Annotated in this window: 11 protein-coding genes and 1 pseudogene; 3 read left to right on the top strand and 9 right to left on the bottom strand. The window is 65.7% G+C overall.

Features of this window, described 5'->3' with window-relative positions; translation table 11 throughout:
* Nucleotides 1-26: 26 nt before the first annotated feature.
* Nucleotides 27-740: pseudogene (locus tag H596_RS24210) on the bottom strand (IS5 family transposase); the annotation flags it as partial.
* 381 nt (nt 741-1,121) lie between these two features.
* On the opposite strand from H596_RS24210, the gene H596_RS24205 reads away from it, so the two are divergent.
* The 3 genes from H596_RS24205 to H596_RS0116455 all read left to right on the top strand — a co-directional run bounded on the left by H596_RS24205 (nt 1,122) and on the right by H596_RS0116455 (nt 2,792).
* Nucleotides 1,122-1,448, top strand: a complete 327-nt coding sequence (locus tag H596_RS24205; protein ID WP_051213282.1) for an ATPase inhibitor subunit zeta — start codon at nt 1,122-1,124, stop codon at nt 1,446-1,448.
* An 83-nt stretch (nt 1,449-1,531) separates the two neighbouring features.
* Nucleotides 1,532-2,479: a universal stress protein gene (locus H596_RS22085; protein WP_084602912.1), complete on the top strand. Its 948-nt coding sequence runs from the start codon at nt 1,532-1,534 to the stop codon at nt 2,477-2,479.
* Nucleotides 2,472-2,792, top strand: coding sequence for an SLC5/6 family protein (locus tag H596_RS0116455; protein ID WP_027285814.1), 321 nt, complete (start codon nt 2,472-2,474; stop codon nt 2,790-2,792). Before H596_RS22085 ends, H596_RS0116455 begins: the two co-directional genes overlap by 8 nt.
* Nucleotides 2,793-2,842: 50 nt before the next feature.
* Here H596_RS0116455 and H596_RS23915 read toward each other — a convergent pair whose 3' ends face one another.
* From H596_RS23915 to H596_RS0116410, 8 genes are all read right to left on the bottom strand, one after another.
* The gene (locus H596_RS23915) at nt 2,843-3,172 is read right to left on the bottom strand and encodes a hypothetical protein (protein WP_156910163.1); all 330 of its coding nucleotides are present in this window, start codon (nt 3,170-3,172) and stop codon (nt 2,843-2,845) included.
* Between the two features lie 163 nt (nt 3,173-3,335).
* Entirely contained in the window at nt 3,336-3,764 is a 429-nt protein-coding gene (locus H596_RS23910; protein WP_342663357.1) for a hypothetical protein, read from the bottom strand.
* Between the two features lie 811 nt (nt 3,765-4,575).
* Nucleotides 4,576-7,545, bottom strand: coding sequence for a type I restriction endonuclease subunit R (locus H596_RS0116435; RefSeq protein ID WP_027285811.1), 2,970 nt, complete (start codon nt 7,543-7,545; stop codon nt 4,576-4,578).
* Nucleotides 7,542-8,603 carry a type II toxin-antitoxin system antitoxin DNA ADP-ribosyl glycohydrolase DarG gene (darG, locus tag H596_RS0116430; protein WP_027285810.1) on the bottom strand — a complete coding sequence of 354 codons (1,062 nt, stop codon included), beginning with the start codon at nt 8,601-8,603 and terminating at the stop codon, nt 7,542-7,544. Before darG ends, H596_RS0116435 begins: the two co-directional genes overlap by 4 nt.
* A gap of 16 nt (nt 8,604-8,619) precedes the next feature.
* Nucleotides 8,620-9,270, bottom strand: a complete 651-nt coding sequence (gene darT, locus H596_RS0116425; protein WP_027285809.1) for a type II toxin-antitoxin system toxin DNA ADP-ribosyl transferase DarT — start codon at nt 9,268-9,270, stop codon at nt 8,620-8,622.
* The gene (locus H596_RS22075; protein ID WP_051213276.1) at nt 9,267-10,595 is read right to left on the bottom strand and encodes a restriction endonuclease subunit S; all 1,329 of its coding nucleotides are present in this window, start codon (nt 10,593-10,595) and stop codon (nt 9,267-9,269) included. Before H596_RS22075 ends, darT begins: the two co-directional genes overlap by 4 nt.
* An 87-nt stretch (nt 10,596-10,682) precedes the next feature.
* Nucleotides 10,683-12,311 carry an HsdM family class I SAM-dependent methyltransferase gene (locus tag H596_RS22070; protein WP_245584042.1) on the bottom strand — a complete coding sequence of 543 codons (1,629 nt, stop codon included), beginning with the start codon at nt 12,309-12,311 and terminating at the stop codon, nt 10,683-10,685.
* Nucleotides 12,312-12,323: 12 nt separating this feature from the next.
* Nucleotides 12,324-12,608 (bottom strand): IS5 family transposase (locus tag H596_RS0116410; RefSeq protein WP_027285808.1); only part of this gene is annotated, 285 nt, incomplete at its 5' end.

The following is a 12,608-nucleotide window of genomic DNA, read 5'->3' as shown; positions in this document are numbered from 1 at the left end:
AAGGCAGTCGACGGAAGACGCTTACATCCGACCCGCTCCAGCCCGCGCAGCAGGGTGCGGCGCATGCCGCCGATCTCCTTGCCCCGGCCGAACACCTCCTCGATCCGCTTGCGGATGCACTGGCTCACCGCGCAGCCCGGGTGCCGCGTAGTCCGTCTGTGGATCGCAGAGCGCCGGCCATTGGTGTGCTGCGTCACGTGCGGCGTCACGCCCATGTCGCGCATTGCCCGGACGAAGGCCCGCGTGTCGTAGGTCTTGTCGCCTCCCAGCGTGCTGCGCGCGGCACGATCGAGCCCTGCCATCATCGCCTCGCCGGCGTCGCGCTCGGCGGTACCCGTCTCCCGCGTCGTTGTCGCAGCGACCACCAGGCCGTGCCGGTTCTCGATCACCACATGCCCGGCGTAGCAGAGCTTCGATGCCTGCCCGCTCGACTTGCGCGCCAACCGCGCATCCGGGTCCGTGGTCGAGGCATGCGTCTCGTCGCTGCGCTTCTCGCCATGGAAGTCGCGCTCGCCGTTGCGGCCGGGGCCGAGCGTATCGCCGGAGCCGTCCTTCGGCCGGAAGCTTTTTATCAAAGCCCAGGCCGCTATCAACGTGCCAGCCACCGAGAAGTACTCCGAGCACAGCAGCGGCTTGACCTCCGGGTCGGCCAGCACGGCGGCGAAGAACTTGCTCGCCACCTCGGCTCCCAGCACCCGGTCCCGTTTCTTGGTGAACACCGTCACGTCCCATACGGGCGCCACGCCCGACGCAGCTGCGCAGGAACTGCCCAACGTCCACGTGCGGAACCGCACGGGGCGGCCGTACCCCGCCTTGCCCAGGGCGGTCTGCGCGGCGATGTCTTCAGTGGGACGGTGCCCGGCTGCCCTGCCGTCCGATGCGACACCACGCTGGGCGGCCGTGCCCCGATCTGGAGCCCGCTGCCCGCATGGACGTCTCCGACCCGATCCTGTCCGCCGACCGGCTTGGCAATCCCGCCCCGGATGTGGCTCGCCTTCATGGGCGGTCGTGTCAGGGTTCGCTCGGACGCGCCGTATCCTCGGGGCTTTTCCTGATCGCGACAGGCGGGACATGACGGGACCATGGCGCCGGAGCAACAACCACGTAGAGGAGATCACTTGATGACCCAGATTCAGACCGCCCTCGCCGCCGACATCACACTGCATAGCCTGGAGCAGGCAACGGCCGAGAGCCCCAGGGCGAGGCGGAACCTGCTCATGGGGCTCTGGGCGGGGCGTCGGCTCGGCCTTCCCGAGGCGGAACTGCCCCGCTATGCGCTCGACGTGATGTGGGTAGATCATGCCGAACCGGGCGATGCTGACGTGATGCGCAAGCTTGCCGCCGATTTCGACGCGGCAGGTTGCTGCGTCGGCGATGAGGCACTGCGCTCCGAGCTGACCGTCGCGCAGCGCCGCGCCTACGCCGAAACCGTTTTGCACCTGCTGTGATCCATTCGGTGGCAGCACCGCCGCCAGCGCAGGCGGCCAGAGACGGCGCGATGGGCGGCTGAGATGGAAACGGAGATTGTGCGATGCAGAAAGACTCAGAACGGCGGGATGCCGGGTTAGGTAGTCCGCCGCGAAGCCTGCTCCTCGCGACGGATCTCAGCTGCCGCTGCGACCGCGCCCTGGACCGCGCAGTGATGCTGGCATCGGCCTGGGGTGCCAAACTGCATGTGCTGTATGTGCTGGAAGGCAATGAGCCGGAGCAAGGCCCCGAACCGGTTCCCGGCGGTTCGGTGCGGGTGCTTGCCGAGCGTCACCTCCGCGCCGCCACGCGCAATCATGGTGTCGAGGCGGAGATCGTGATCGAGCGGGGGGATCCCGCGGAGATCATCCTGCGCACGGCGAACGAACTCGACTGCGACCTGATCGTCACCGGCATAGCCCGCAGCGGGAACCTTGCCCGAGCGGTGCTCGGCACGACGGTCGAGAGGCTGGTCCATCGTGCGCCGATGCCTGTCCTGATCGTGAAGACGCGCCCTTGGCGAGCGTACCAGACGCTAATCGTCGCCTCCGACTTTTCAGAGACTTCCGCCCACGCCTTGCGGCAGGCACTGAGCGTGTTCCCGGACGCCCACATGACGATGATGCATGCCTACCGCATGCCGTTCGAAGGGTTTATCTGCCGCGCGGCGAATGAGGCGGAACTGCTGGCGGACGCTGAGCGTGAGCGTGCGGCGTTCCTGCCGAGCTTGGGTACGCCGCCGGAGAAGATGGCGCGGATGGAGTGCCTGATCCGCTATGGAACACCCGAGAGCGTGATTGGGACGCATGTCTGGGAGAACGACATCGACCTCGTCGTGATGGGGACACATGGCCGGAGCGGTCGCTTCGGCATCCTCATGGGCAGCACCGCCGAGCGTCTCCTCATCAGCCTGCCTTGCGACGTGATGATTGTCCGCGAGCCGCGCGCGCTGCCCGCCACGATTGGCGCGGCCGGCGCCTCTGCGGGCCCTCGCCTGAGCGGGAATGGGTGAGCGATGGGGTAGCAGAAGCGGGCTGATTCTTGCCGCCATCGGCGCGGCCCCAGGCCTCGGAAACATCTGGCGATTCGCCTACTTGGCCGGGGAGAACGGCGGCGCCTTTCTGCTGGTGAACCTTTTGATCGCGCTGGCGTTGGGCGTGCCGCTGGTGGTCGCGGAACTCACCATCGGCAAGCGGGGTGCAGCCGACGCGGTGACGGCCTTCGAGGTGCTCGCGCCACATTCAGTCTGGCGGCATGCCGACTGGCTTGGCGTCGTGGGGGCCGGGCTGATTCTGGGCTACTTGGGGTGCGGCACGGTTCGATAAGACAGCCGGCTGCGGTAGATGCCTCCGCAACCGAAGATTGAACCCAAGGATCAAATCCGCAGCGACGAGCCCGAGGGGGCGCGGAGACGCGAGAACGCCGGCGGCGCCTCGGGCGGCGCCGGGAGCGCCGCTTCTCCGCGCCACGCAAGCTGGCCGCCGTCATGCGGCTGCTGCGCGGCGAGCCGCTGGAGACGCTGGCCCGCGAGCTCAACGTCACCGCCGCCCGCCTGAGCGGATAGCGCGGCTGGGCGTTGGCCGGTGCGGCATCGGCGATGAAGGCGCGAGCGCGGCAGCCGTAACGACGAGTTGCTGCGGCTCAAGGCCAAGCTCGGCGAGGTCACCATGGCCAACGAGCTGCTGGAGCGGAAGATCGCGACCATGGAGGGTGGCCGCCCTTTTGGCCGCCGGCGGCCGAGGCGGTGAACCGGCAGGTCTCGCCGGTGACCCGCCGGCGCTACGGCATGGTCCGTGTCGCCCGAGTCTGGCGGCTGTCCCGTGCCGCCATCTACCGCCACCGCGCGCCGGCCGTTGCCGCGGCAACGGCTAGGCGAGCGCGTCCAGCGCATCGTGCTGGGAGCGCCCGGGACGGAACCCGTAGGAGAGGCCGAGGAAATCCGTCTCGTAGATGGCGTTCAGCACCTCCACCACCGCGCGCTGGACGACCTTGTCCTCCAGCGCCGCGATGCCGAGCGGCCGCAGCCGGCCGTCGGGCTTCGGGATGTACTGCCGCCGCGACGGCTTCGCCCGGTAGCCGCCGCGCATCACGCGGCGGTGCAGGTCCCCGATGTTGGCATCGAGTGACACCGCATACTCGTCCCACGTCACCCCGTCGACGCCGGGAGCAGCCTTCGGCTTGAGCTGATGGAAGGCCCAGGCCAGCAGGTCCGGCGTGACGTGGTGCATCAGCGCGGTGAACCGTTCACGCTTGTTCCGCTTCGCCGCTTCTCGTACGCGGGCCAGCGCCTGTGTCACGGCGTCCCGGCTCAGCGTCCGGACCGTGCTTTGCCGCCCCGCGGTTCCCTCGGTCCCGCCCCTTCCCTCCACGACCTCCGCGCCCGGTTGCCCAGGTCTGTTCGGCCGCTTCCCTGGTACTATGGACGGGTCTGACTTCCCTGGGCCGTGCATCAGCTGATTGCGGCCGAAGCCTTCCCGCCGCGGCCTGGCGCACTCATGCCAGGCAGCCCATGGATCTCCCGGTTCTCGTGTGGATGGTGTCCCCGCGTGCATGGGGTCTCGGACCGCGCAGGGCCGACGTGCACCTCGCCATGGCGGTGCGCATCGTGTGGCCTTCCGCTTATCTCTACAGCGTCGGCGCCCTGGAGAGCGAACATTTCGCGGCTCAATACCCAGCCCGCGGTTTCCCCTGTCAACGCTTCGCCGCCGCCCTCGCGGGCGTCAGCGCATGACTCGGGGCCGTCGTGGTCGGCTACACCTTCAACGTGCGGCTCTTGCATCCGCATCCATCCACCGATCTCCCGGCGCGCAGAGAATTTCGTTCTCCGGTTCCCACCGCTGCTCCAGCCGGTTTCCCAACCTCATTCTCTGTTCAGCAGTAGCCGGCGGTCACGGCCAGATTTGGCGGGGCTTTGCGCCCGAAGCTCGGGATAGCGACTGCCCCGAGGTTGGCACTTTCTCTCTCCGACCGACCAATTCTCTCTGCACCTCGGGACTTGGGCGATTATTTCCCAAGCCGACAACACGTTGATTTTGTTCGCTATCCAACCCGCCCGCACTGCTTTGAGTTGCGGTCGGCTTCGCCTGCCAATGACAACCCGGCGCCAACTCAGGGCGGCGACGCACCCGAGCCGGACCCCTTATCGGGCCGATAGGTGGCGGCAAAAATGTTGTCCGTGAGGAATTTCCGGAACGACGGGTCGTCCTGGAACATCTTGAAAAGCTCGACGTGGTCCGCGACGAGGTCGTTCATCGCCCGTTGGAGAGCTGCGTCATGCTCTATTCGGGCATTCTGCCGATCGGAGTTCCGGACCGCATTCTGGAAGGCCTTGTCCGCAGACACCTTGGCCGGCAACTCCTCGGTGATCACCTTCCGGATCTTGTCCCCGTCTTTCCAGTCGACGTTCCCAAACTGGTCGTTGAACGCCTGGATGATGTTGCTCAGTCGGTCCAGTTCGGGCTCTGGCTTTCGGCCGCCGCCACTGGTCGGCACTGGATCGACCTCGGCATCGGTGTCCGGCAAGGCCACAGCCATCGATGCCTGGACCTCAACCCGGTAGCTGTCCATGTCGACCGCCTCGAGGATGCCCTTCGATAGGTCTTCCTCCCGCGGCGCTGGCAGTTTCGGGATCAGGAAATTGAGGAAGGTGGCGAGCTTTTCCCACTCCGCATTGGTGTACGGCAGGATGGACGCCAGAAAGCCGTAGGTCCGAACGAACGCCTTCGCCTTCCCCTTGAAGTCGACCTGTCCATCCTCATCCAGGTCGCTCAGGTATGTGGCGACGCAGGCATCCAGGATGGGGTCCAGAGCATCCCGTGGCGCGCCGGACAGGTAGCGGGCGACGAGGTCGTCCACCTGAGCCGCGTCGTACACCTGGTGGCCGTCGAGCGCGGCCTTCAGGTCGTGCAGCTTATTCGGGTCGGTCTGCTCGCTGAGGATCGTCGTGCGGTAGTAGGGCGCGAAGGACGCCTCGATCACGTCAGCATCGTTCTGGAAATCGAGCACGAACGTGTCGTGCTTCTTCGGGTGCGCACGGTTGAGCCGCGACAGGGTCTGCACCGCCTTTACCCCGGAGAGCGCCTTGTCCACGTACATCGTGTGAAGCAGGGGCTCATCGTAGCCCGTCTGGAACTTGTCGGCGCAGATCAGGAACCGATACGGGTCCTTCTGGATGCGCTCCTCGATGGCACTGCTCGGGAAGCCGTTCAGCGATGCCTCGGTGACCTTCTGCCCGCCATACTCATGCTCGCCCGAGAAGGCGACGATGGCCTGGTACGGGCTCTTCCGCTCCCGCAGGTAATCTCGGAACGCGTGAAAGTACTGGATCGCGCGCTGAATGCCCCCCGTCACCACCATCGCTCGCGCGTCACCACCAATTTTCCTTCGGGCGATGACCTGGTCGTGGAAGTGATCGACCATGATCTCCGCCTTCTGGCGGATCGCGTGCTCGTGCCCCTCGACGTAGCTGCGGAGCTTCTTCTTCGCCCGGTTGGAGTCGAATTCGGGGTCGTCCTCCACCGCCTTGGCCAGGCGGTAGTAGCTCCGGATGGGCGTGTACTGGGCCAGCACGTCCAGGATGAAACCTTCCTGGATGGCCTGCTTCATCGTATAGGTGTGGAAGGGGCGGTGCTTGGTGACGCCGCCTTCAGTGAACGGCGTGCCGAACACCTCCAGCGTCTTGTTCTTCGGCGTGGCCGTGAAGGCGAAGTAGCTGGCGTTGGGGAGGACCTTCCGCGATTCCATGATCCGGTTGATCGTGTCCTCGACCGTCTCGTCCTCTTCCTGCCCCTCGCCGCCAGCGCCCGAGAGGGCGATGTTCATCTTGGCAGAGGTGCGGCCGCCCTGGCTGGAATGTGCCTCGTCGATGATGATGGCGAAGCGCTTGCCACGATGCTCATCGCCGATCTCGTCGAGGATCACCGGGAACTTCTGCACCGTCGTGATGACGATCTTCTTGCCCGTCTTCAGGAATTCGCGCAGCGCGCCGGACCGATCGGCATGCCCGACAACCGATGCCACCTGAGCGAACTGCTTGATCGTGTCCCGGATCTGCTTGTCGAGCAGCCGCCGATCGGTCACGACGATTGCGGTGTCGAATGCCAGGCGCCCCGCATGCTCCAACCCGACCAACTTATGCGCGAGCCAGGCGATAGAGTTGCTCTTGCCGCTGCCGGCCGAGTGCTGGATCAGGTAACGCCGCCCGACACCGTGATCCCCGGCGTGGCGCAGCAGTTCCCGCACCACGTCGAGCTGATGGTAGCGGGGGAACACCTGGCGCGGAGGCTTCTTCTTGCCGTGCTCGTCCCGCTCCTCGACGATCTGAGCGTAGTTCTCCAGGATCTCGGTCAGGCGCGGCTTGGTCAGCATGTCGCGCCACAGGTAGTCGGTCTTCAACCCGGCTCGGTTGGGCGGATTCCCGGCTCCATCGTTCCAGCCCTTGTTGAAGGGCAGGAACCAAGACTCCTTCCCCTTCAGATGGGTGCACATCCGAACCTCGGCATCGTCCACGGCGAAGTGGACGACGCAGCGCCCGAACTTGAACAGCGCCTCCCGCGGATCGCGGTCGCGCTTGAACTGTTCGACCGCGTCCGCGACGGTCTGCTTCGTCAGGCTGTTCTTGAGCTCGAAGGTGGAGATCGGCAGTCCGTTGATGAAGGTCGCCATGTCGAGCGACTGCGCACCGCCATCCTTGGCGTAGCGCAGCTGCCGCGTGACGCTGAAGATGTTCGCGACGTGCAGCTCGACGGCCTTGGCATTCGCGGCCGAGGGCGTGCCGAAGAACAGCTCGACGGAGACAGGGCCGTCCTTCACCCCGCTGCGAAGCACGTCGATCACACCGCGCTTCGCAACTTCGCCCTGCAGGCGATGGAGAAACTTGAGGCGCTTGGCCTCATCCTCCAGCCCAAGCTGCGTGACCGCCTCGGGCTGTGTGGCTCGGAGGAACGCCAGGAGCTTCGGCACATCCACCGCGTGGTCGCGGTCGTAGTCCTTGGGGTCGCCGAGCACATAGCCGGCGTCATCGACCAGCGATCGCGCGATGAGCGCTTCGAGGCCCTTCTCGCTGGTGTCGGTACTCACGCCGCGGGCGTGGTCACGCGGCCCGGCAGCCAGCCCTGACCGGCCAGCGTGTCGAGCGCCAGGCCGATCTGCCGCGGCGAGAAGCGGCGCTTCCGCTCACCCCAGCCATGCACACGAACGACGATGTCCGCCGGCGTCGCGTCCGGGGCATCCTTGGCGACCCAGTGCACGGTAGAGAGTAGCTCCAGCCCGAACGGCGTCTCGAAGCCCTGGACGAGCGCAGCCACGCGATCGAAATGCGCCCGCGTCGCCTCCTCTCCTTCGAGGAAGGTCATGGCGTCATCCACGGCACCCGGCACGAGGGTGAGCTGCTTGTCCGGGGCGTCGCCGCCGTCACGGTAGCCCGCAACCAGATGCCCCTCGACCTGGGCGAGGACATTGCCGAGGTTCTCGGCGAAGGGGCCGTAGGGCGCCTTGGCATAGCGCAGGCGCAGGGGCTGCCCGGCCTCCTGCATGAAGTACATGAGCTTGTGCACTTCCAGCAGCGTCACGAACGGGTCCATCAGGCCGCCCAGATAGCGGTGCATCAGCCCGACCAGCGCAGCCCGGCCGGCGGTCATCGGCGGGACCTTGCTCGAGGCCATGCCGCGGCCATCCACGGGGGCGCCGGCGGGCTCGAACAGAATGACCTCGAGATCGTTGATGCCGCGCAGCGCCTCGACGATGCGCGGCTTGACGTCGCGCCACTCCAAGCCGCCAAGGCCACTGCCCAGCGGCGGGATGGCGATGGAGCGGATGCCCCGCTCCCGGATCTCGGTGGCCAGGGCGACGAGCCCGCTCTCGATGTCCTCGATCCGGCTATTGCCGCGCCAGTGGCGCTTGGTGGGGAAGTTGATGATCCAGCGCGGCCGGGTCAGCTGTCCGACCTCGACGACAAACATCTGGCCAGGCTGCACGTCGCCCCGGTCGCACGCGGCCTTGTAGGCTTTGAAATTCTCCGGGAAGGCATTCTTGAACTGAAGTGCCACGCCGCGGCCCATGATGCCCACGCAGTTCACGGTGTTCACCAGCGCCTCGGCCGGCTCGGCGATGAGGTCTCCGATTTTGCTGGTGATCATCCGATTCTCCTCCGCATCAGTAGTACCAGTCCGTTCGGACCTGAACAGGCGGCATGTGGTCCGCGCCGTCCAGTATTTCCCTCACGCGCTTCTGCATATCGATGGTCCGAACGCCGATCCTCTCGACAAGAGACCACGGGAAGCGTTCGTGGACGAGAAATTCAGCCTGCTTGCCTTCCTTCACATCGGATGAGCGGAAATCCGTGGCCTGGACCGCCGTCCAGTTGATATCGCTGAGCTGGCTCAAGTCTTTCCTGAACGACTGATAGTTCGCGCCGGCATTCCCAAGCGAGAAGGCCCACCGTCGCCCCACCTTGTCCGCGCGCTCGACCACGGTGTGGAGGTCCGCTTCAAGCGTGACGATAGGGACCTGGCCGCCCCGGTAATCGAGCCCCGGCGCGTTCCCCATATATAGCAAGTAGAGCATGATCGAGCGAGCACAAAAGTAGAACGGAACATAGTCCCCGACATAGGTCTTCGGGTGGCAGGTAACCGGCAGCGTGAGCCGGCGGTCCTTGATCCCCTGCATGCCGATGACCGTGCCGGCGCCGGCGCGCGCCCTGATGGCGGCGTCGCTGTAGAGCCGCTTGTTCGCCACCACTGAGGCAAGCCGGTCCACATGGAGGATGTGGTAGATCTTCGGCTTCGCTGGCGGTGCAGCCGTCATTCATCGACCTCGGCAAGCGCCACGTCGGCATCGTCCTCGTCGTCGGCATCCTCGGCTGTGGTTGCCTCCTCATCCTCCAAAGGCAGATCTTCGCCGTCGATCTCGTCGGCGAGCATCGCCAAGGCTGCGGCGCGGACGTCGAGCTTCCCGGTAACTGCGTCGGCGATCAGGCGCTCCCGGTACTCCTCGACCAACTTGATCTCTCTGACGAGCTTTTCAGCTGCGGCATTGATCTCGCCCAGCACACGGTCGAGGTGGTCAGCGATCGCCTCTTGCTCGGCGGGCGGAGGTACGGGGACCTCAATCGCGCCGAGTTCGGGCTTTGTCACGTGCACGAGGCCGATGATGCCGTGCGCGTTATCCTCGACCCGTTTCGTGACCGCGCGTAGGGCGTAGAAGAAGAACCGGCGATGAAGCGAGAAGCTCTCCAGCTTGAAGATGTGCTGGTTGAGGTATGCGGGGAAGGCCCGATCCCATTCAAAGGAACCGAATGACGTCCCGCGGTTGCCTGACCAAGCGAACAGTAGGTCTCCCGGCTGAATCAGCAGTCGTTCTGGAAGGTCCGCCCGATCTGTGTAGTTGAAATGGTCGCTCCCGTTGAGGTTTTCGATGCGGATGATCGGCGTACCCGCGTCCTTCCAATCCGCGGGCTTGAACGCGATGCCATTGGAGAAGCGGGTCAGATATTTCAGCCGCTTCAACTGCCAATGCGACGGGATCAACGGGACCGAGTCGAGCGGCGTTGCCTTCATGGCCGCGGCCGGATCGACGCCCCGCGTTACGGCGTCGTTGATAATGCCCTGACGGCGCTCCTTCAGCACAGCAAGCATGCGGCGACGGTTCCGGATCAGCCGGTTGGTCAGCCGCCCGTGCGCATCGAGGTAGTTGGCGATGCGCTGTTGCTCATCCAGCGGCGGCACGGGAAAGCGAATGTCGAGGAACTGGTCCGCGTAGAGGCGAAGGCGCGAGGCTCGGATGCCTTTCGACCGTCGATGATACTCAGCCTTGAGCAGCGGCGTGCGAAGCAGGTAGTCGAGATAGCGAGGGTCGAGATTTTCACCGCGAGGCCGGTACACTCCGTAGGACGGGCTCACGATGCCGAGATGCCCTGATACGCCCGTGGCCGCCATCCACGCCCACATCGTGTTTATGACGATGTCCTTCGGCCGCGCCAGCTTGTGACCTACGTAGGATTCGGCCTTGAACATCGTGACGTTCTTGAGCCTCCGCGGCGTCACGCCCGTCTTGTGTGAAACCGTCAGCAATTCCTCGGCGCCGGAAATTGATCGCTCGTCCACCTCGCGCAGGATCGCCTTACCGCGCATCAGCTCCCAATGGCTCGGCAGCCGCGGCAGCCAAGCGAGGCCGCTGTTACGATAGTCTGGATAGGGCGGAAGCCTCGACCCCATGGCTCAGCCCGCGCTCACAACCTGGCGCAGCAGGTCGGCCGCTTCCTGCTCCAGCGCCAGAATGTCCCGCTCGATTGTAGCCAAGTCGCGCAGCGGCTTCGGCTGATGGAAGTGGCGGGTGAAGGAGATTTCGTAGCCGATCTCCGTCCGATCCTCGTCGACCCAGGCATCCTCCGCGTGCGGCAGCACCTCGCGCCGGATGAAGGCCTCGATGCCGCCCTCCTCCAGGAAGGGCACCTGCTCCGTGTCGCGCAGTTCGGGGTCGGGCTCGTACTCGACCACGACCGTGCGGCCACCCAGCTTCTGCTGGTAGCGGCCGTGCAGCGATTCCTGCTCTGGCTGGGTGCCGGGCTTGGGCTTCGACTGCTTGCGAATGACCGGCGCCGCCTTCGGGTCGCGCCGCCCGAGCACGGCCAGCAGCAGCTTTTCCCGCTTGGCGGTCAGGGATTCGTCCTTCGCCGCGGCCGCGGTGCGGATCGTCGCGAGCACGGCGTTGATGTCCAGGTGGGGACCGGCGCCGAGCGTCGGCGCCACTGCGTCAACGAGGTCAGCGAGCGCCTCGTCCTTCGCCGCCACCGCGGCGCGACGCAGGCTGCGCAGCGAGGCATCATCAAGCCGTGCGGCCAGCCGGAGCGGACGCTCCACAACCACCTTCCAATAGCCGAAGGAAGCGTTCGGCAGCACCTTGGTGCGCACACGCCGCACCTCACCCGCTGCTGCCGGCTCCGGCAGATTGGCTTGGCTGAGAAAGACGTCGGAGACCTCTCGGATGTCGTCCGGCCCCATCTCGCAATTCTTCTTCCCGAGGTTGCGGCGTAGCGGGCGGGAGCATGCCGTCGCGTCGATCAGCTGCACCAAGCCTCGTCGCTCATCGGCCTTGCGGTTGCTCAGCACCCAGACGTAGGTCGCGATGCCCGTGTTGTAGAAGATGCCCTCCGGCAGGGCGACGATGGCTTCTAGCCAGTCGTTCTCGATCACCCAGCGGCGGATGTTGCTCTCGCCAGATCCCGCATCACCCGTGAACAACGATGAGCCGTTGTGCACCTCGGCAGTTCGGCTGCCGAGCGGCGTGCTGCGCTTCATCTTCGCCAGCTTGTTGGCCAGGAACATCAGCTGCCCGTCCGAGGAGCGCGTGACGAGGCTGAATTCAGCGTCACCGCCATGCTGGATGACGAAGCGCGGGTCCTTCAGATCCTTCTTGCCGCCCATCCGCTCGAGGTCGGTCTTCCAGCTTTTGCCGTAGGGTGGGTTGGACAGCATGAAGTCAAATTCGAGCGAGGGGAACGCATCTGACGAGAGCGTGGAGCCGTGCTGGATGCGCTCCGCTTCGGCCCCTTCGCCCTTCAGCAGCAGGTCGGCTTTGCTGATGGCGTAGGTCTCGGCGTTCACCTCCTGGCCGAAGAGATGCGTGCTGATCTCCTTGCCATGATCTGCAGCGAGCTTGGTCAGCGCCTCTTCCGCGACCGTCAACATGCCGCCCGTTCCGCAGGCGGCGTCATAGATGAGATAGGTGCCGGACTCGATGCGCTCTGCGACGGGGAGGAAGATGAGGTTCGCCATCAGCTCGATGACGTCGCGCGGCGTGAAGTGCTCGCCAGCCTCCTCATTATTGTCCTCGTTGAAGCGACGAATTAGGCTCAGGACTCATTGTCCGAGCCAGAAGATGACGATGGCGGCGAGTGTGATGGCGCCGAAGAAGGTGGTGGCGCAGCGGTCGTAGCGGGTGGCGATGCGGCGCCAGTCCTTGAGGCGGCCGAAGGCGATCTCGATGCGGTGGCGCTGGCGGTAGAGCGCCTTGTCGTAGGGGATGGGCTGCTTGCGGTTCTTCTTGGGGGGGATGCAGGCGGCGATGCCACGCTCGGCGAGGGCGGTGCGGAACGGGTTGCTGTCATAGCCGCGGTCGGCGATCAGCTCGCGCGCGGGTGGGAG

This window comes from Rubritepida flocculans DSM 14296, from assembly GCF_000425365.1.
Taxonomy (GTDB): domain Bacteria; phylum Pseudomonadota; class Alphaproteobacteria; order Acetobacterales; family Acetobacteraceae; genus Roseococcus; species Roseococcus flocculans.
Note: the sequence above shows the minus strand (reverse complement) of the source record. Positions and strands in the feature narration are given on the sequence as shown.